21 protein-coding genes are annotated in these 20,711 nt (G+C 38.4%); 17 read left to right on the top strand and 4 right to left on the bottom strand.

All coding sequences use genetic code 11. The features are described from left to right. Nucleotides 1–18 precede the first annotated feature (18 nt). The 11 genes from nusA to ACIQZA_RS01710 all read left to right on the top strand — a co-directional run bounded on the left by nusA (nt 19) and on the right by ACIQZA_RS01710 (nt 12,125). A complete protein-coding gene (gene nusA, locus ACIQZA_RS01660; protein WP_142507438.1) occupies nt 19–1,158 on the top strand; it encodes a transcription termination factor NusA in 1,140 nt (379 codons plus the stop codon). Nucleotides 1,159–1,336: 178 nt separating this feature from the next. Next, complete coding sequence (gene rnpM, locus ACIQZA_RS01665; protein ID WP_400934369.1) at nt 1,337–1,615, top strand: RNase P modulator RnpM; 279 nt, start codon at nt 1,337–1,339, stop codon at nt 1,613–1,615. Further along, a complete protein-coding gene (locus tag ACIQZA_RS01670) occupies nt 1,612–1,920 on the top strand; it encodes a YlxQ family RNA-binding protein (protein WP_323645110.1) in 309 nt (102 codons plus the stop codon). The genes rnpM and ACIQZA_RS01670 overlap by 4 nt, the downstream gene beginning before the upstream one ends. 14 nt (nt 1,921–1,934) lie before the next feature. Then, nucleotides 1,935–4,187 carry a translation initiation factor IF-2 gene (gene infB, locus ACIQZA_RS01675; RefSeq protein ID WP_400934370.1) on the top strand — a complete coding sequence of 751 codons (2,253 nt, stop codon included), beginning with the start codon at nt 1,935–1,937 and terminating at the stop codon, nt 4,185–4,187. Further along, nucleotides 4,187–4,465, top strand: coding sequence for a DUF503 domain-containing protein (locus tag ACIQZA_RS01680; protein ID WP_004225006.1), 279 nt, complete (start codon nt 4,187–4,189; stop codon nt 4,463–4,465). The genes infB and ACIQZA_RS01680 overlap by 1 nt, the downstream gene beginning before the upstream one ends. Before the next feature lie 102 nt (nt 4,466–4,567). Next, the gene (gene rbfA, locus ACIQZA_RS01685) at nt 4,568–4,909 is read left to right on the top strand and encodes a 30S ribosome-binding factor RbfA (protein WP_400934372.1); all 342 of its coding nucleotides are present in this window, start codon (nt 4,568–4,570) and stop codon (nt 4,907–4,909) included. Nucleotides 4,910–5,317: 408 nt separating this feature from the next. Next, nucleotides 5,318–6,229: a tRNA pseudouridine(55) synthase TruB gene (gene truB, locus ACIQZA_RS01690; RefSeq protein WP_402880058.1), complete on the top strand. Its 912-nt coding sequence runs from the start codon at nt 5,318–5,320 to the stop codon at nt 6,227–6,229. A 13-nt stretch (nt 6,230–6,242) separates the two neighbouring features. Continuing rightward, complete coding sequence (gene ribF, locus ACIQZA_RS01695) at nt 6,243–7,199, top strand: riboflavin biosynthesis protein RibF (protein ID WP_402880057.1); 957 nt, start codon at nt 6,243–6,245, stop codon at nt 7,197–7,199. Nucleotides 7,200–7,751: 552 nt separating this feature from the next. After that, complete coding sequence (gene rpsO, locus ACIQZA_RS01700) at nt 7,752–8,021, top strand: 30S ribosomal protein S15 (protein ID WP_142507433.1); 270 nt, start codon at nt 7,752–7,754, stop codon at nt 8,019–8,021. A gap of 287 nt (nt 8,022–8,308) precedes the next feature. Next, entirely contained in the window at nt 8,309–10,423 is a 2,115-nt protein-coding gene (gene pnp / locus ACIQZA_RS01705) for a polyribonucleotide nucleotidyltransferase (protein WP_400934376.1), read from the top strand. Between the two features lie 478 nt (nt 10,424–10,901). Then, nucleotides 10,902–12,125 (top strand): M16 family metallopeptidase, encoded by a 1,224-nt coding sequence (locus ACIQZA_RS01710; protein ID WP_402880055.1) that lies wholly within the window; start codon nt 10,902–10,904, stop codon nt 12,123–12,125. Nucleotides 12,126–12,170: 45 nt separating this feature from the next. On the opposite strand, the gene ACIQZA_RS01715 is transcribed toward ACIQZA_RS01710, so the two are convergent. From ACIQZA_RS01715 to ACIQZA_RS01730, 4 genes are read right to left on the bottom strand one after another with little or no spacing between them, the layout of a single operon-like run. Beyond that, on the bottom strand, nt 12,171–12,779 hold the full coding sequence (locus tag ACIQZA_RS01715; protein ID WP_402880053.1) for an ABC-2 transporter permease: 609 nt from the start codon (nt 12,777–12,779) through the stop codon (nt 12,171–12,173). A 14-nt stretch (nt 12,780–12,793) separates the two neighbouring features. Then, the gene (locus ACIQZA_RS01720; RefSeq protein WP_400934380.1) at nt 12,794–13,420 is read right to left on the bottom strand and encodes an ABC-2 transporter permease; all 627 of its coding nucleotides are present in this window, start codon (nt 13,418–13,420) and stop codon (nt 12,794–12,796) included. Nucleotides 13,421–13,422: 2 nt separating this feature from the next. Continuing rightward, nucleotides 13,423–14,265 (bottom strand): ABC transporter ATP-binding protein, encoded by an 843-nt coding sequence (locus tag ACIQZA_RS01725; protein ID WP_400934381.1) that lies wholly within the window; start codon nt 14,263–14,265, stop codon nt 13,423–13,425. Then, entirely contained in the window at nt 14,266–14,643 is a 378-nt protein-coding gene (locus ACIQZA_RS01730; protein ID WP_142507427.1) for a GntR family transcriptional regulator, read from the bottom strand. Between the two features lie 143 nt (nt 14,644–14,786). Here ACIQZA_RS01730 and ACIQZA_RS01735 point away from each other — a divergent pair, with 143 nt between their 5' ends. From ACIQZA_RS01735 to ACIQZA_RS01760, 6 genes are all read left to right on the top strand, one after another. Beyond that, nucleotides 14,787–15,050 carry a YlmC/YmxH family sporulation protein gene (locus tag ACIQZA_RS01735; protein WP_132357391.1) on the top strand — a complete coding sequence of 88 codons (264 nt, stop codon included), beginning with the start codon at nt 14,787–14,789 and terminating at the stop codon, nt 15,048–15,050. A 9-nt stretch (nt 15,051–15,059) separates the two neighbouring features. Then, nucleotides 15,060–15,839 carry a dipicolinate synthase gene (locus ACIQZA_RS01740; RefSeq protein ID WP_400934384.1) on the top strand — a complete coding sequence of 260 codons (780 nt, stop codon included), beginning with the start codon at nt 15,060–15,062 and terminating at the stop codon, nt 15,837–15,839. Beyond that, entirely contained in the window at nt 15,833–16,423 is a 591-nt protein-coding gene (locus ACIQZA_RS01745; protein ID WP_400934386.1) for a dipicolinate synthase subunit B, read from the top strand. Before ACIQZA_RS01740 ends, ACIQZA_RS01745 begins: the two co-directional genes overlap by 7 nt. Before the next feature lie 82 nt (nt 16,424–16,505). Next, a complete protein-coding gene (locus tag ACIQZA_RS01750; RefSeq protein ID WP_400934388.1) occupies nt 16,506–17,543 on the top strand; it encodes an aspartate-semialdehyde dehydrogenase in 1,038 nt (345 codons plus the stop codon). Between the two features lie 13 nt (nt 17,544–17,556). Next, complete coding sequence (dapA, locus tag ACIQZA_RS01755) at nt 17,557–18,474, top strand: 4-hydroxy-tetrahydrodipicolinate synthase (RefSeq protein WP_142507423.1); 918 nt, start codon at nt 17,557–17,559, stop codon at nt 18,472–18,474. A 437-nt stretch (nt 18,475–18,911) separates the two neighbouring features. Continuing rightward, nucleotides 18,912–20,579, top strand: a complete 1,668-nt coding sequence (locus ACIQZA_RS01760) for a ribonuclease J (protein WP_400934390.1) — start codon at nt 18,912–18,914, stop codon at nt 20,577–20,579. Nucleotides 20,580–20,711 lie beyond the last annotated feature (132 nt).

Here is a 20,711-nt window from a genome sequence, read left to right on the forward strand (position 1 = left end):
TTAGGAGTGAAAACAAAAATGAGTAGTGATTTGTTAGATGCGCTAAATGCGCTAGAAGAACAAAAAGGAATTTCAAGAGATGTGTTAATTGAAGCAATAGAAGCGGCATTAGTTACAGCTTACAAACGCAACTTCAATCAAGCACAAAATGTTCGTGTTGACTTAAATTTAGATAAGGGCTCTATTCGTGTCTTTTCACGCAAAGATGTTGTTGAAGAAGTAGAAGATGACCGTTTACAAATCTCTGAAGAAGATGCTAAGGCTATCAACCCTGCATACCAGTTGGAAGATGTGGTTGAGCAGGAAGTAACACCTCGAAACTTTGGTCGTATTGCTGCACAGACAGCGAAACAAGTTGTAACACAACGTGTTCGCGAAGCAGAACGCGGCTTAATTTACGAGCAATATGTGGACCGTGAAGATGATATCGTGACGGGTGTAGTTGAGCGTCTAGATGCTCGTAATATTTACGTAGGTCTTGGAAAAGTAGAGGCTGCATTACCACAAAACGAACAAATTCAAGGTGAAACATACCATCCACACGAGCGCATCAAAGTTTATATTACAAAGGTTGAACGTACAACGCGCGGACCGCAAGTTATTGTTTCACGTACACATCCCGGTTTATTACGCCGCTTATTTGAAATGGAAGTACCTGAAATTTATGAAGGTATTGTAGAAATTAAATCAATTGCTCGTGAAGCAGGAGATCGTTCTAAAATTTCTGTTTATGCACATAACGAAGAGGTAGATCCAGTAGGTTCATGTGTAGGAGCAAAAGGCGCTCGTGTGCAAACAATTGTAAATGAATTAAACGGCGAAAAAATCGATATCGTTGAATGGTCAGAAGACCCGGTTGTATTTGTAGCAAATGCTCTTAGCCCATCTAAAGTTTTAGATGTTCAAGTCAATGAAGAAGAAAAATCTACTACTGTTGTTGTTCCAGACTATCAACTATCACTAGCAATTGGTAAACGTGGTCAAAATGCTCGTTTAGCTGCTAAGCTAACTGGCTGGAAAATTGATATTAAGAGTGAAACAGATGCACGTGAGTTAGGCATTTATCCATCTGCAACAAGCACTTTCATACCTGCTGAGGATGAAGAAAGTGATTTTGATGATGTGACAGTTGACTTATATCAAGACGACGAAGAATAAGTAAGAAAGCCCGTGTGACTTGTTAGCTGCCATTATTCAGTGGGCGTTGGGCTGCGTCGACTGAATAATGGCAGAGCCTACATTGGAAAATATTATGGTTAAATTCTGAATATATAACAATGTAGTGCATGGCTGGTCCACCTCTTACGACAAGCTTCAGAGAGGAAAGGTGATTCTTATGGCTATTAATAAAAAAGTACCTCTTCGAAAATGCGTAGCAACCGGAGAAATGCTAACAAAGAAAGAAATGATTCGTGTCGTTCGTTCGAAAGAGGGCGAAGTAAGTGTAGATGTTTCCGGGAAAAAACCCGGACGTGGTGCCTATGTTTCTAAATCGGAGGAAGCGATTGCAATCGCCCGTAAGAAAAATGTTTTAGGGCATCAACTTGATGTAAAAATCCCTGAAGAAATCTACGATGAACTTATTTTGATGATTCGTAGGGAGTCTATATTATGATCAATCAAGCAGTGCATAATTTGCTTGGAATAGCGGCAAGAGCCCGTAAAGTGATTTCAGGAGAAGAGTTAGTAGTAAAGGAAGTCCGCAATGGTAATGCTAAGATAGTACTGCTTGCAAACGACGCTTCTAAAAACTCTAGCAAAAAAATTCAAGATAAATGCACGTACTACAACGTTGAGTATCATGTAATTGGTGATCGTTATGATCTAGGACATGCTACAGGTAAGGAGGCCCGAGTGGCTTTAGCTATTACCGATAAAGGTTTTGCAAGCAAATTGTCTAGTCTACTCAACGAAAAATAATCGGGGGTGAGCAGATGACCAAAATCAGAGTTCATGAATATGCGAAACAAGTGAATAAAACGAGTAAAGAGGTTATTGAAGCACTAAATAAATTAAATGAGAGCGTAACAAATCATATGTCAATGTTAGAAAAAGACACAGTGATAAAGTTAAACCAAACATTTAAAAATAGTAAAGATGTGAAGCAACCTACTCAAAATGTATCGCAAAAACAACAGCAACCGGTGAAAAAGCAAGAAGGGCAAAAGCAACAATCTGCTACTTCTAAGCCTAAAACAAGTAATCAGCAACAAACGCGTCAAAACTCAAATTCGTCTAACGAAAAATCTAAGAATATAAAAGGTAATCAAAATAAAAATATGACACAAAATAATAACAATAATAATAATAATAATCGCAGAGGTGGCGGTGGTTACAACCAACGTCCAAAACCAGGAATCCATGGCGGGAAACGTCGCCATCCAAAAACACATCAACCAACTCTACCAGTGAAACAAAAGGAATTACCAGAAAAAATTACATTTGTTGAATCACTTTCTGTAGCGGAATTAGCAAAAAAATTACACCGTGAGCCATCAGAAATTATTAAAAAATTATTTATGCTTGGTGTAATGGCAACAATTAACCAAGAATTAGATAAGGATGCAATTGAATTACTTTGCGCAGACTATGGTGTAGAAGTTGAAGAAGAAATTCGTGTAGATATTACGGATTTAGAAACACACTTCGAACAAACAGAAGAAATTAACGAGGCGGACTTATCAGAACGTCCTCCTGTAGTAACAATTATGGGTCACGTTGACCATGGTAAAACTACATTGTTAGACTCTATTCGCAATACTAAAGTTACAGCTGGAGAGGCTGGAGGTATTACTCAGCATATCGGTGCTTATCAAGTAACTGAAGGCGACAAAAAAATTACGTTCCTTGATACACCAGGACACGCTGCGTTTACAACTATGCGTGCGCGCGGTGCGAAAGTAACGGACTTAACGATTTTAGTAGTGGCTGCGGATGATGGCGTTATGCCACAAACAGTAGAAGCAATTAACCACGCAAAAGCAGCAGAAGTACCAATTATTGTTGCAGTCAATAAAATGGATAAACCTTCAGCTAATCCAGACCGTGTGATGCAAGAGTTAACAGAGCATGGCCTAGTTCCTGAAGCTTGGGGTGGCGAAACTATTTTCGTACCAATCTCTGCATTAAAAGGTGAAGGCATTGACACATTACTTGAAATGATTTTACTTGTTGCTGAAGTTGGAGAATTAAAAGCGAGCCCTAATCGCTTAGCACTTGGTACAGTAATTGAAGCACAGCTAGATAAAGGTCGAGGCTCTGTTGCAACGCTTTTAGTACAAGATGGAACATTAAAAGTAGGGGACCCAATTGTTGTCGGCCATACTTATGGACGTGTACGTGCTATGGTGAATGACAAAGGCCGTCGTGTGAAAGAAGCTGGACCATCAACGCCAGTTGAAATCACAGGTTTAAACGATGTACCACAAGCTGGCGACCGTTTCGTTGTCTTTGAAGACGAAAAAACAGCACGTCAAGTTGGAGAAACTCGTGCAATGACAGCGATTCAAGCACAACGTTCAGAAAAACAACGCGTAACGCTTGATAACTTATTCGAACAAATGAGTCAAGGCGAAATGAAGGAGCTTAACTTAATTGTTAAAGCTGACGTTCAAGGTACTGTAGAAGCTATGGCTGCATCATTAATGAAAATTGATGTTGAAGGCGTAAACGTAAAAATTATTCACACTGGCGCTGGAGCGATTACAGAATCAGATATTTCTCTTGCTGCGGCTTCTAATGCAATTGTTATCGGCTTCAACGTTCGTCCAGATGTCAATGCAAAACGTGCAGCAGAAGAAGAAGGCGTAGATATTCGTCTACACCGCATTATCTATAAAGTAATCGAAGAAATTGAACAAGCAATGAAAGGTATGCTTGATCCAGAATTCGTAGAAAAAATTATTGGTCAAGCAGAAGTTCGACAAACAATTAAAGTATCAAAAGTTGGTACAATTGCTGGTTCATACGTAACAGAAGGTAAAGTAACTCGTGATTCAGGCGTACGTGTGATTCGCGATAACGTAGTAATTTTTGAAGGTGAATTAGATACACTTAAACGTTTCAAAGATGAAGTAAAAGAAGTTGCCCGTGGTTACGAATGTGGTATTACAATTACAAACTTCAACGATATTAAAGAAGGCGACATTATCGAAGCCTATATTATGGAAGAAGTTAAACGTGCTTAATGATTGTTTACGCAGAGGTTGAATTCATTATTCAAACTGCCCATTCGTTGAAGGAAAAACGTGCTGTCTTACAGCGTATGATTACCCGCACGAAACAAAAATTTAATGTATCCATCGCGGAAATTGATCATCAAAATGTATGGCAACGCACGAAATTAGCGCTTGTTGCTGTTTCTTCTTCAAAAGAAGCAGCCGAGCGTGAAATTAATCACGCGCTCCACTACTTACAGTCAAATCCATCTTGGGAACAGCTTAATGTGTGGCGAGACTATCTATAAGTAACATTAGAAGTTGTGTTGTTTGATTTACCAACCTTGCATGAAAATAGATGTGTAAGTAAGGACACAACTTTCTGTACATCGAAATTGAGGTGACAAACTATGTCTCTACGCTCAAACCGTGTCGCTGAGCAAATGAAAAAAGAGCTTGGCGAGATTATTGGACGTAAAATTAAAGATCCGCGTGTTGGTTTCGTTACTGTTACTGGTGTTGAGGTGACAGGTGATTTACAGCAAGCGACAATTTATATTACAACTCTAGGCAATGAACGTGAAAAAGAGGACACACTAAAAGCCTTATTAAAGGCTTCTGGTTTTATTCGCTCAGAAATCGGTTCACGAATCCGTTTACGTCGTACACCAGAACTAATTTTTGAATTCGATTCATCGATTGAATATGGGAACCGTATTGATACATTGCTACGTGGTTTACACGAAGAATAAGCTTAACTTAAAAAAGTCTGCCATATGCATGTTCATGCAGGCAGGCTTTTTATATTTATCGGAAATGCAATAAAACATTTTGTGACTCTATTTTTTTACAGGCGTGTTAATTAGGAAACAATAGGTTTATTATTGAGCGATAAAGAGATTTTTTTTGCTATTTTGTTAATATATGCCCATTTTTAACTGATTGTAGCGTAGGGCTACTCGACTCCCACGGGAAAGCGAGACAGACGAGACCCTGCACGGAGCGAAGCATCAGCGACAAATGTTTTCTGTAGCGAAAGCGAAGCGGCAGCTACAAAGCGAGTAGCCCGTAGCGGAAATCAGAGCCTTCTATTTATTAGGATGGATAAAAATGGTTAATCAACACACCTGTTATTTTTATTGGATATTAGGAGGAAAATTATGAACGGTATTTTACCGCTTTGGAAGGAACGCGGCATGACAAGTCATGATTGCGTCTTTAAATTACGAAAAATTTTACGTACTAAAAAGGTTGGCCATACTGGCACACTTGATCCAGGTGTTGAGGGGGTTCTTCCCATTTGTATAGGTCAAGCAACACGCATCGCAGAATACTTAACTGATGCAGGGAAAACCTATGAAGCTGTTATTTCAATTGGCCGTACAACGACAACGGAGGATGCAGAAGGAGAAACGGTTGAGCAAGATAGTACGACTAAAAAGTTCACACGTACTCAATTGCAAGAGGTTTTAACATCGCTAACAGGTGTTATTCAACAAACGCCACCGATGTTTTCAGCTGTCAAAGTAAATGGTAAACGTCTCTATGAATATGCTCGAAAAGGCGAAATTGTCGAAAGACCTACACGTCAAGTTACCATTTATGCATTAGAACTACTAGATGATGTAGAAATATATGAAGGGCAAGAAATTACATTCCCAGTACGTATAGCGTGTAGTAAAGGGACGTATATTCGGACACTAGCTGTGCAAATCGGAGCGGCACTTGGCTATCCTGCACACATGAAGGAGCTCGTACGCACAGCCTCAGGTACATTTACACAAGAAAATTGCTTTACGTTGGCACAAGTTGCTGAACTGATGGAAGGTGAACAAATTGATACATGCATTTTACCAGTTGAGTATGCATTGACAGATTATCCATTTATTGAAATAACTTCTGCTAATGAAAAAGAAATTTTCAATGGACAAGTGCTTCCCGCAGATGCATTATTAAAGATACATGATAAAATTGTTTTTGGAATCAGTGGGAAAGCAATTGCGGTCTATCAAGCCCATCCTACAAAGGAAGGGTTTATGAAGCCACATAAGATGTTTCCGACGATAGAGTAGGAGGATTTTTTGTATGGAGGTCATTCATTTAAAATACCCACACCAACTACAGCAACGAGAAAGCATGCAGCCATATTCATTGGCTCTTGGTTTTTTTGATGGTGTACATAGAGGGCATCAGGCAGTTATTAAGGCGGCGAAAGAAGAAGGAGACAAGCGCCAAATTCCAACGGCTGTTATGACATTCGATCCACATCCTTCTTTAGTGCTTGGCGGACGTAACGAAAAAGTATTTTATATAACGTTATTACAGCAAAAATTGCAGCTTTTTGAAGAACAGGGTGTTGATACAATATTTGTTGTACATTTCACATCTGATTTTGCAAAGCTTTCACCTGATGCATTTATTGATACATTTATTCGTGGGTTGAACATTCAACATGTTACAGCTGGCTTTGATTATTCTTTTGGTGCATTTGGGAAAGGTACAATGGAAGAAATGCGTGCATTGAGTAATGGAGATTACGGCGTAACGGTTGTTGAAAAGAAAACTGATGATATTGAAAAAATTAGCTCTACACGTATCCGTAAGCTTTTGCAAGACGGAGATATGGAGGAAGCAAGATTACTCCTAGGACGTCCATTTGAAGTTACGGGAATCGTTGTACATGGTGATAAGCGAGGACGCACAATCGGTTTCCCAACTGCAAATGTCCAAGCGTTAGAGGGAACTTATATTCCAGCAAGCGGTGTATATGCGGTTCGAGTACTTGTGCAAAATAACTGGTATGATGGTGTATGTAATGTAGGCTATAAACCAACATTTAAAAATCCAAACGACAAACAATTATCTATCGAAGTCCATATATTAAACTTCGAAAAAAATATTTACGGTGAAGAAGTGCATGTCGCTTGGTATAAACGTATAAGAAGTGAACGAAAATTCGATGGCATTGAAGCTTTGAAAGCGCAAATCGAAAAAGATAAACAGGAAGCAATTGAATATTTTGGGATCATCGCCGAAAGTTAAAACGTACGCCATGAGTTGATTGGAGTGGAGGTTGGGCGACTCCTTGGGGATCAGCAATAGAGGAACGAAGGCTAAAAGCATCACATCCTGTGATAACGCCTTCGTGACCAACCTCGTGTTGGCCCGAGACCCTGGAGCGCTAGCGAAGCGGGTAGGGGAACGAAGGCTAAAAGCATCACGTCCTGTGATAACGCCTTCGTGACCAACATCCTGTTGCCCCGACGCCCCCAGGAAGCTTTGCTCTGTGCGAAAGCGTAGTGCTAACGTAGCGGCAGCAACAAAGCGCCCAACCGGAACGGAAATCAACCACACACGTTATGGTGATGAACCATATTTTATTGAGATCTAACAGAGACTTCAAATAAAGTTTATTAATGTAAATCAAATCTGCTTTAGCCAATGAATAGGTGCTTATGTTAACACTTGCTTGACCTTTTGATTTATGGTAACATTCATAAGTGCATAATATGCTTAACCTTAGCTCGGTATATCGATGACTCCAACGTTTACTGTGCTAATGGCGATTAACAATTATTTAGGAGGTCCATACAAATGGCTATTACAAATGAACGTAAAAATGAAATTATTGCTGAGTACCGTACTCACGAAAGTGACACTGGTTCTCCAGAAGTACAAGTTGCAGTATTAACAGCGGAAATCAACGCTCTAAATACTCACTTACGTACACACAAAAAAGATTTCCACTCTGAGCGTGGTCTTCTTAAAATGGTAGGTCGTCGTCGTCACCTATTAAAATATCTTCGTGAAACTGACGTACAACGTTACCGTGAACTAATCACTCGTTTAGGCTTACGTCGCTAATTGTCGATCTAAAAGCGGGATTAATCCCGCTTTTTCTTTATGTTTATAAACATTAAGAAGACATTAACTTTACTATTGCGAAAAAAGCATATATGACACGAAATTCAAGCAAAAAAACTTGGTTTCAATCGAATACAGAAATAAATCCTAAATAAATTGGCAATAACTGAATTTAAATGTATGATTATTTGATGAAATATTTAGCATAGAACAAGCATTTTTGGTACACTTACTATTAGTACATACAGACGAAGTAAGTGTTTTTATAATAGAGAGGGGTTCATTGAATGAACGAAAAGAAAGTCTATTCCTATGAATGGGCTGGCCGTCCACTTGTAATCGAAGTTGGACAGTTAGCAAAACAAGCAAATGGGGCCGTATTAGTACGCTATGGTGATACATCTGTACTTTCAACTGCAACAATGTCAAAATCACCGAAGCCACTTGATTTCTTCCCATTAACAGTAAACTACGAAGAACGTTTATACGCAGCGGGTAAAATTCCTGGTGGCTTTATTAAGCGTGAAGGACGTCCATCTGAAAAAGCAATACTAGCAAGCCGTTTAATAGACCGTCCGATTCGTCCAATGTTCCCAGACGGTTTCCGTAATGAAGTACAAGTGATTTCGATGGTCATGTCTAACGATCCGGATTGTACGTCTGAAATGGCTGCAATGCTTGGTTCATCAATAGCGTTAGCTATTTCAGATATTCCATTCGACGGACCGATTGCAGGTGTACAAGTTGGATATATCGACGGTAAATTTATCGTGAACCCAACAGTGGAACAATCTAATCAATCAACAGTCCATTTATCTGTAGCAGGTAACAAGGATGCTATCAACATGGTTGAAGCAGGTGCACTAGAAGTACCAGAGGAAATAATGCTAGAAGCCATTATGTTCGGTCATGAAGAAATCCAAAAAATTATTGCTTTCCAAGAGCAAATCGTTGCAGAAGTAGGAAAAGAAAAATTATCTATAACATTATTTGAAATTGATGAAGCGATTCAAGCAGATATAAAAGCAGCTTGTGAGACAGACATGCATGATGCTATTCAAACTGCTGAAAAGCATGCACGTGATGAGGCTATTAAAGCGGTAAAAGACCGTGTTATTGCTTCTTATGAAGAGCAAGAAGCTGATGATGTAACAATGAAGCAAGTTTATACAATTCTAGATAAAATGGTTAAAGACGAAGTACGTCGTCAGATTACAGAAGATAAAGTACGTCCAGATGGTCGTAAGTTAGACGAAATCCGTCCACTTTCTTCTGAAACAGGCATATTGCAACGTACACACGGTTCAGCATTATTTACGCGTGGACAAACACAAGCCCTTTCTATTTGTACATTAGGTGCACTTGGGGATGTACAAATTATCGACGGTTTAGGTGTAGAAGAATCAAAACGCTTTATGCATCACTATAACTTCCCTCAATTCTCTGTAGGGGAAACTGGCCCAATTCGTGGACCAGGTCGTCGTGAAATCGGACATGGTGCATTAGGAGAGCGTGCTCTTGATGCGGTTATTCCAGATGAATCTGTATTCCCATATACAATCCGTTGTGTATCGGAAGTACTTGAATCAAACGGTTCTACATCTCAAGCTTCTATCTGTGCTTCAACGTTAGCGATGATGGATGCTGGTGTTCCATTAAAGGCACCTGTAGCAGGTATTGCAATGGGTCTTATTAAAAAAGGAGAACACTACTCTATTTTAACGGATATTCAAGGTATGGAAGACCACCTTGGAGATATGGACTTTAAAGTTGCAGGTACAGCTAAAGGTGTAACAGCACTTCAAATGGACATTAAAATTGATGGTTTATCACGTAATATTTTAGAAGAAGCATTAACACAAGCTAAAATTGGTCGTATGCACATTTTAGAATCAATGATTGCTACTCTTGCAGACCCACGTGAAAAATTATCTAAATTCGCACCGAAAATTGTTATCGTGAAGATTAATCCTGATAAAATTCGCGATGTCATCGGACCTGGTGGTAAACAAATTAACAAAATTATTGAAGAAACTGGCGTAAAAATTGATACGGAGCAAGATGGTACAATTTACATCTCTTCTGCAGATGAAGAAATGAACGCTCGTGCAAAACAAATTATCGAAGACATCGTACGTGAAGCAAAAGTTGGCGAGTATTACTTATCAACAGTTAAACGTATTGAAAAATTCGGTGCGTTCTGTGAAATATTCCCTGGAAAAGATGGCTTACTTCACATTTCTGAAATTCAAGAGGAACGTACAAAACAAGTTGAAGATGTATTAAAACTGGGCGATCAATTACTTGTAAAAGTTATTGAAATTGACAAGCAAGGTCGTGTGAATTTATCTCGTAAAGTTGTGATTCAAGAGGAAAAAGAACGCGCTGAGCAAGATAAATAATAAATTGTAGAAAAGGCTGCGTATAATGCGCAGCCTTTTTTAAATCAAGTATAAGGAATTTGGTTCAATAAGGGATATTTTGGGGGAAGCTTCACATTATGGTTCATCACTAAAAGTCGTGGATGACTTTTGGTAAAACGTAAATAAGTTGATTGAAGTGGAGAATGGGCGACTCCTTGGGGATTAGCGATAGAGGAACGAAGGCTAAAATCATCACATCCTGTGATAACGCCTTCGTGACCAACATCCTGTTGGCCCGAGACCCTGGAGCGAGCAACTAGGGGAACGAAGGTTAAAAGCATCACGTCCTGTGATAACGCCTTCGTGACCAATATCCTGCCCAGGAAGCTTTGCTCTGTGCGAAAGCGAAGCGTCAGATACAAAGCGTCCAGTCGGAACGGAAATCAACCACACGTTTTGGTGATGACCCCACATTATGCCTTTGATGTAGAACCAGAGATAAATTGGGGGAGATTTTTTGGTACAAGTACATACATGTCAGAATGGTGTGCGTATTGTGTCTGAGCAAATCGATCATGTAAGATCCGTTGCGCTAGGCATTTTTGTTAATGCAGGATCTCGTTATGAGCTACCTGAGGAAAATGGTATTACGCATTTTATAGAACATATGCTTTTTAAAGGGACAAAAACTCGAACAGCTCGCCAAATTGCTGAAGAATTTGACCGAATTGGTGGAGAATTAAATGCCTTTACATCCAAGGAAAACACTTGTTATTATGCAAAGGTTTTAGACCATCATGCTGAGCTTGCAGTTACAATATTAGCTGATATGTTCTTTAATTCTACGTTTGCAGGGGAAGAGTTAGAGAAGGAAAGACAAGTGGTACTAGAGGAAATATTAATGAGTGAAGACGCAGCTGATGACGATGTTCATGAAAAGCTATGGGGAGTCATGTATCCAAACGACGCACTCGGTCGTCCAATTCTCGGAACTGCGGCTACTTTAAAAACATTTACAGCAGATATGATACGTAATTACATGGCTAAACATTATGGTCCAGAATCAGTTGTTATTTCAATAGCGGGAAATATTTCTGCGAAGCTCATGCAAACAATTGAAGACTTATTTGGCCAATATCAGCCATCTCCACTTGCGGTTGAGCCTGTGCTTTCGAATCCTCATTTTTATCCAGGAGAGGTCTCTAAAACTCGCGATACGGAGCAAGCGCATTTGGCTATTTCTTATCCAGCAATTGGTGTAAAGGATCCAGATATGTATAGCTTTATTGCACTTAATAATATTATTGGTGGTAATATGAGCTCTCGTTTGTTCCAAGAAGTACGCGAAGAACGTGGTTTAGCCTATTCAATATTTTCTTACCAATCTTGTTATGCGGATGTTGGAGCATTTACGATTTATGGTAGTACAAGTCGTCAACAATTATCACAGCTTCAACATACAATTGATGCGACATTACTTGATATCGTAGCAGGTGGCGTGACAGAGGAAGAACTTATGAATGCGAAGGAACAGCTGAAGGGTAGTTTTGTACTCGGTCTAGAGGGGACAGGTGCTCGTATGAATCGCAACGGTACAAGTGAGTTAGTACATCGTAAACATCGTTCAGTAGATGAAGTATTAGCGTCAATCGATGCCGTCTCAATGGAATCGATCGAGCGCTTAATAGCTAAAATCTTGAAAGTTGAGCCAGCCATTTCAATTATTGGCCCAGAAGATTAAAAAAAGGTTGCCGTTAATAGGCAACCTTTTCTCGATTTTGTTGCTTTAAAAAACCTCTCTTGCTAAATATAAGGTATGGCTTTGACGAAAAATATAATTACTAATGAGTATACTTATTAGTGTAGGAATTAACATAATGATCAAATTTTCCGCCATTTGGGATAAATAGTAATGAATAGGGAAATTAATTATAAAGATAAGGAAGATGGCTATTATCATTCTAAAATAACGCATCCGCTTTTCTAGATGATGGATATAAAACTGGATGGAGATGAGTAAAGAAGCACTGCTAATATAGGCGAAGTACATGGCAAAATGCTCTGGAAAATTATCGTCAGCTGCGGTTTGTGAAAAATAAGCAGGTACTATGAGAACAAAAAGTAGCATCACGATGCCGTGACAATATAGAAAATCAGCTTGTAGCTGTGTTTTTCTTGTCAAAGGTAGACTATTCACAAACAATTCCCAATTTACTTTTTGATCGTCCTTATAGATCCCTTCCACAATGGAAGCAGAAAAAACTGCAGCAAATATTACTATTGCGGGATTATCTAAAAAAGGTATTTCCATATAACTTATGATCGTACAAATAATAACTGCAAAAAGAATAGACCATTTTTGGATCATTATTCTTTGTAAAAGTAAAGCCTGCATTTACTCTTTCCCTCCTAGAATTCTTTGTGTTGATAAATTGCGGTTGAAATGAGAGAGGACAACCATAAGATTAAAAGTCCAGCAACAGGAGCAAAAAACATATACTGTTTTAAGTTGGATAATAGTAATGTCATATCTGGAAAATACTCTTTTAAAAGACCAAATAAAAAACCAGGTATGAAGCAAAGAGCAATAAGAACCATTCTTCCTTTTATAGAACCGAATTTAATGTAGATCGGTAATAAAAGTGCTAGCATACAAAAGGCTAATGTCACAAGAAGACTAAATGTTGGAAAAAACTCTGCTGATGCCCAGTTATTCATAAAACGATGAATAATAAAGACAATCGGTAGTGCGAGTATAAGCCCAAAAAGCATAAGAAGGATACTAAGTATATATTTACTAAGTACTATGTCCCCTTTTGAAATGGGGAAAGTATTTGCATATTTATCCCAACTGCTTTGTTCATCATAGGTAAGAGCAGTTATAGTTTGAAAGGTCACGATAAATATAATTATTGTAAAGAGCATTAACCCTTGTTGCATAAAAATTGATATAAATAGGAAGAAAATTAGCACGAAAGCCTGTGTTTTTAGTTGACGTTGAATCGTCATTAAATCTTTTAAGATAAGACCTGCCATGTTCAAACACTACCTTTCACATAAAATAGCATGATATCTTCTATAGATGGCTTTTCAAGGCAGAATACCTCATTTACTTCATTTTTTAAAACTAAAGCTTCTGTTCCAAAGGTGCCATTACGTTTTCTTATAATGGCATGTTCTGGTATTACACTTACCTCTTCATTATTTCCTTTAAATATGCCGTACTCATAGACAAGTACATCTTTACTTTCGCTAAATAAAATTTCCCCATTATGAATGAATGTAATGTAGTCAGCTATCTTTTCTAAATCACTTGTTATATGAGAAGAAAATAGGATGCTATGTGTTTCATCCTGCATAAACGTTAAAAACAAATCGAGAATTTCATCACGAATAATTGGATCTAGCCCACTCGTAGGTTCATCTAAAATTAATAGCTTTGGATGATGCGACATGGCTAATGCAATGGACAGCTTCATCCTCATTCCTCGAGATAATTCTTTTACCTTCTTCCTCACTGGAATTTTAAATTGTGCTAATCGTTCAAAATAATAACCTGAATCCCATGTTTTAAATACTTTTTTCATAAATTTGTCGAGCTGCGTCGCATTGAGCGTTTCAGGCACATGTAAATCGTCAAAAACCACACCGATGTCGTTTTTTATCGATAATTCATGTTCGACAACATCCTTACCAAATAGCAAAATTTCGCCATGTTCTTTTTTAAGTAAGTTAAGTATGCATTTAATTGTAGTAGACTTCCCAGCACCGTTTTCTCCTACAAAACCCATGACAGTGCCTTGAGGTACTGAAAAACTTACATCATTAAGAGAAAACCCTTCAAAGCTTTTCTGTAAATCATAAACTTCAATAGCATTCATTTAGTTGTCCTCCTCCAAAATTAATGAAAGTAACTCCTGTAATTCCTCTTTTGTTAGCCCTGCAGTTTTGGCCGTTTTCACTGCCAGTTGCATATGCTTTTCAACTTGACGCAATAATTCCTCGCGTAGAAAATCCTGATTTCGTTCTGTAACAAAACTTCCTTTTCCGGCTACCGTTTCAATAAATCCATCTCGCTCTAAATCAGCATAAGCTCGCTTCGTTGTCATAACGCTAATTTTTAAATCCTTTGCAAGTGCACGGATAGATGGTAGTGCGTCACCTGCTTGTAATTTATTGGCTAGTATCGCTTCCTTAAGCTGTACGGTTATTTGCTCATAGATGGGTTTATCACTGGCATTGCTTAAATGAATATGCACAAATTTCTCACCTCACACAACTGTATATATACACTATACACAGCCTGAAGAATAAATGCAATATTTTCATACTTTGGGTAAGGGTCACGAATTGCAAAAACTCGGCATATATTGGGGTAACGGTTCAAGGAGGGAGATGAGGCATGCTACTATCAGAGATGGTGGATAAAGAGTTAATTCAAATTGAGGGTGGCGTACATTTTGGTATATTGGCACATACAGAATGTCTATTAGATGTGCAAACAGGAAAGATTCATGGTTTTGAGATTGTTAAAGATAAATTGCCATTCCAAAAAAAGAAAGTAAAAGTTAGTGAAATGATACCTTGGCATGAAATTATACTAATTGGAGAAGATCGAATTTTATTTAACAAAACAACGACGGTACAGTCAGAATTTTTACAGTGAGGTGAGCTTTTGGAAAATGAAAAATGGCTTGTTATCGGTGAGGATCTAAGGTTAAAGGAATTAGCTACTATGCTAAGAAGCCCATCGAGAACGGTATTTTATAAAAGAACATCAGTTTGGAATGAAGAGTTAAATAAGCTTGTATTAGAATTCCAACCAAATAGAATTATTCTTCCCGTCCTTCCACTAAAAATTGAAGTGGAACAGCTTTATGGGATATCCCAAGTTAAGTTTTATACAGGGCGTTTGACGATGCATTGGAAGCAATTGCTTGAGAAAAATGAAACAAATTGTTATTTACAACAAGAATCTTTTATTTGGCAAAACGCAAGATTAACAGCCGAAGGGTTTATCGCCACGTTTTACGGACTCGAGCAAAAGTGCATTCACGGACAAAACTTTACGATCGCAGGTTTTGGACGCACAGCCAAAATGCTCGCCTCTTTACTCGTCAAGATGGGCGCTAATGTCCATATAGTTGCGCGTTCAGTTGTACAAGTGAGTGAAGCAAAGGCATATGGTTATAAAGCTACGAATTTAGACGACCGCAAATGGTCAATTAATGATGGGATTTTTATCAATACGATTCCAGCTAAATGGATTACAGAATCATTCCTAGATCATGTCCCAGCTGTCCTATATGATTTGGCTTCAGAGCCTGGCTGTTTAGATATAGACACTGAGCAATTACAAACGTACGTACTATTGCCATCATTACCTGGGAAATACTTTGCACATGATGCAGCTACAATATTGTGCAAGGCAATAGAGGAGGAAGAAAATTGCTAACGGGTAAACGAATTGGTTTAGGTATTACAGCCTCTCACTGTACGTATGAGGATGTAGTACCTAAAATTCAAAACTTTATAGATGCAGGAGCAACAGTTATTCCAATAATTACGCATTCTGTGTTACATGCGGCTACGCGTTTTGGTACCGGAGAGGAGTGGATTGCAAAAATAGAGGAATTTACTGGAGAAAAGGTAATATCCTCTATTAAAGAGGCAGAACCATTCGGACCATCCAATCCATTGGATGCGATGGTTATAGCGCCGATGACTGGCAATAGTATTAGTAAATTTGCTAATGCAGCAACAGATAGTCCAGTATTGATGGCTGCTAAGGCAACATTGCGTAACGGTTCGCCTGTTGTCCTAGGCATCTCAACTAATGATGCGCTTGGCTTAAATGGTATGAATATTATGAGGCTGCTAAATGCTAAAAACATTTACTTTATTCCATTCGGGCAGGACTCCCCGCATTCCAAGCCAAATTCCTTGATTGCTGATTTTGATCAAATGGTCGCAACTGTACATGAAGCAATTACGGAGAAAAAACAATTACAGCCACTGTTTATACAATATTTCAAATAATTCACGAATTACACACAATTTTCTGTATTTTTGTGATACAATAGCACACATTATGGAACATGTATTCAAGGAGAGATGACAGATGACAAAGCAGTTAACAGTTGCGGTTGTTGGAGCAACAGGGGCAGTAGGCACAAAAATGATGGAACAGCTAATTAAACGGAATTTTCCAATCGGAGATATAAAATTTTTAGCTTCTGCACGTTCAGCAGGGAAACCAATCGAATTTAATGGTAAGACATATACAATTGAAGAAGCGACACCTGAAGCTTTTGAAGGCGTCAATGTCGCTTTATTCTCAGCTGGTGGTTCTGTATCAGCGGTACTGGCGCCAGAAGCGGCAAAACGTGGTGCCGTAGTAATCGATAATACGAGCCATTTCCGCATGGATCCGGAGGTACCACTAGTTGTGCCTGAAGTAAATCGTGGCGATCTTGCTAAGCATAAAGGGATTATTGCGAATCCAAACTGCTCTACAATTCAAATGATGGCTGCACTTGAACCTATTCGTAATGCATTTGGCTTAACTAAAATTATTGTATCAACATACCAAGCCGTTTCAGGTGCAGGTATTTCTGCTATTCAAGAATTAAAGGCACAAAGTGAAAATTGGGATGCAGGTAAGGATGTAGAAGCAAATATTTTACCTTCTGGTAGCGACAAACGTCATTATCCAATCGCTCGTAATGTCATTCCACAAATTGATAAATTTACAGACAATGGCTTTACATACGAAGAAATGAAAATGATTAATGAAACGAAGAAAATCATGCATGCACCAGAACTAAAAGTAGCAGCAACTTGTGTTCGCGTGCCAGTCGTTTCAGGACACTCTGAATCTGTTTATATTGAAGTAGAAAAAGAAGCAACGGTACAGGAGGTTTTTGAAGTATTACGCAGTGCATCTGGAGTAGTATTACAAGATGATATCGCAACACAAACTTACCCAATGCCTATCTATGCAGAAGGGGAAGATGCTACTTATGTAGGACGTATCCGTCAAGATTTAGACAATAAAAAAGGATTCCATCTATGGATCGTTTCTGACAATCTTTTAAAAGGCGCTGCATTAAACTCTATTCAAATTGCAGAAGCAATGCTGGAGGATAACTTACTATAAGAGGGGTGTAAGGATGAATTTAGGTCGAATTGGAACGGCGATGATTACGCCGTTCAAAGAAGATGGCACGATTAATTATCCAGAACTAGAACGTATTATTAATTATTTGATTGATAATGGTACAGATTGCATTGTCGCATGTGGCACAACCTCTGAAAACCCAACTATGTCCACAGAAGAAAAAATTGAAGTTGTACGCTTTACAGTAGAAAAAGTAGCAGGCCGTGTACCTGTAATTGCAGGTACAGGGGATAACGAGACTGCTTACTCTATTGCAATGACGCACAAGGCTGAAGAAAATGGTGCAGATGGTATCATGCTTGTAGCACCATATTATAATAAGCCAAATCAACGCGGTATTTTTGCGCATTTTGAAACAATTGCAAAAGAAACAAGTTTGCCTGTCATGCTTTATAACGTGCCAGGACGTACAGGCATCAATGTTGCCTATGAAACTTCCGTTGCTTTAAGTAAAATCCCTAATATTTCCTGGATTAAAGAAGCGAGTGGCAATTTAGATCAAATGGGCGATATTATTGAGAATGTTGATTCAGATGATGATTTCTTCGTTTATAGTGGGGATGATGGTTTAACACTCCCACTACTAGCAATAGGCGGAGCAGGAATTATTTCTGTTGCTGCTCATGTTGTTGGAAATGATATGCAATTAATGATTAAAGCGTTTGAAGAAGGAAATCACGAGCTAGCAGCCAAAATTCACCGAGCATTATTACCACTTGTACGTGCGTTGTTCGCACAGCCAAACCCATCGCCTGTAAAATACGCGATGACAAAATTAGGCTTTGATACACTTAATGTTCGTCTGCCAATGATGGAAATGACAGATGAAGAAAAAGCAAACTTTGACCGAATTTGGGATACGTATCAAGAAAAAGCGAAAAGCTTTAGAAAAATAAGTACCTTTAGTTAAATCCTCAGACCGTAAACAAACGTGAAATTTTTTAGTTTGTTTACGGTCTTTTTTCTTTTGTTAAAAATATAGAAGAATAAGATCGTTGCTCGAAGGGATGCCCCCCTCATGGAAGATGGTATCCGCTCGGGTAGGAAAGAGAACTGCTCAAGTAAGACTGAAATCCGCTCGAAGCGCTAGAACAACCTTACAGAGAAAGGCTTACAATCCGCGATATACCCCATTACCAAAAGCTTACGTCGCTAAATAAAAGGCGAAAATTAGACCTTTCACAATGCTACATACTCAACCAGCTTTCCATCTATTAGTAATAAAATTAGCAAAAAATTTCTGTTTCCTTCATGAAAGTTGAATTTTTAATTTGTGCAAAAGCTTTGCAAACCGTATAATAAATCTTAAGTGGTTGCTGTTCGGGATATTTTTTAGGAGGAAATAAATTGACAAAAAAGAAAAATGAATTAATTCGCATCATCCCACTTGGTGGCGTGGGCGAAATTGGGAAAGCAATGTACGTAGTAGAAATTGACGAAGAGCTATTTGTAGTGGATAGCGGCTTGATGTTCCCTGAAGACGAAATGCTGGGCATTGATATCGTAATTCCGGATATTACGTATTTAGAAGAAAATAAAGATCGTGTGAAAGGGATTTTCTTAACACATGGTCATGAAGATGCGATTGGCTCGATTGCCTATGTATTACAAAAAGTGAAAGCGCCAGTGTACGGATCAAAATTAACAATTGCACTTGCAAAGGAACAATTAAAGGAATTGCCTGCACCACATCAGGTGAAATTCTTTGAGGTTACGAACCGTAGTCGTATGAATTTTAACTCAACGTATGTGACATTCTTCCATACAACACATAGTATTCCCGATTCGTTAGGGGTAGTGTTCCATACATCTGAAGGAGCAATTGTTCATACAGGGGAATTTAAATTCGATCAATCAGCGACAGGTAAATTTAAGCCTGATTTAGCAAAAATGGCTCAGTTAGGAGAAGAAGGCGTATTTATTCTATTATCTGAGTCGAGTGAAGCTGAGCGACCAGGTTATACGACATCTGAGATTGTCATTGAAGAGCAATTATCAAAAACATTCCATTCAGCACCAGGTCGTATTTTAGTTGCTGTTTATGCATCGAATTTTATTCGTATTCAACAAGTATTTACACAAGCTCAAAAGTCTTTCCGTAAGGTAGTCATCGTAGGAAAACCTTTAGAGAAAGCTGTGGATTTAGGTGTACAGCTAGGTTACTTAACGACTGAGGAAGATACAATCATCCCTATTTCAGAAATGCAAAAGTATCAAGATGATGAGATTATTATTATTGCTACAGGTAATAAAGGGGAGCCACTTGATGCATTAGAGAAAATCGTCCGCAAACATCACCGAGACATTAAAATAAAGCAAGATGATACCGTATTAATTACTTTTACACCATCTCCTAGTATGGAAGTACAGATGGCAAATACGATGAACTCTATTGCAAAAGCAGGCGCTGAAATTCTAACATCTAGCAAAAATGTACATGTGTCGGGTCACGGTAGCCAAGAGGATTTAAAATTAATGCTAAACTTAATGCAACCGAAGTACTTTATCCCTGTGCAAGGTGAGTACCGTATGCTTATTGCTCACTCTAAGCTTGCTCAACAACTAGGTATGCAAAAATCACAAATTTTTATCGCCGATAAAGGGGATATTGTAGAATATAAAAATGGTAAAATGCGAATGAGTGGCCGTGTACAAGCTGGTAATGTATTAATAGACGGTATTGGTGTTGGGGATGTAGGCAATATTGTACTTCGCGATCGTAAGTTATTATCGCAGGATGGTATTTTCATTGTTGTTGTAACGTTAAACCGTGCTCAAAAGAAAATTGCATCTGGTCCAGAAATTTTATCGCGTGGTTTCGTATATGTACGCGAATCAGAAGAATTGATGGTAGAAGCTTCTGAGATTGCGAAAACTGTTATTGAAAAATACGTTGGTAAAGATACATTTGAATGGACAAACATTAAACAAGAAATTCGAGATACACTGAATACGTATTTATTCCAAAAAACGAAGCGCCGCCCAATGATTATCCCAATCATTATGGAATATTAAAAATGAAAGATCATCGTTGAATGAAAAAGGATTTTCTAACCGAATGTAAACGGTGGAAAATCCTTTTTTTGGCTCGAACCTAAATAGTAAGAATGATATTTGTTAAAACATATGTCATTTATCTCATTGAGT

The organism is Lysinibacillus sp. NPDC096382 (genome assembly GCF_044762845.1).
Lineage (GTDB): Bacteria > Bacillota > Bacilli > Bacillales_A > Planococcaceae > Lysinibacillus.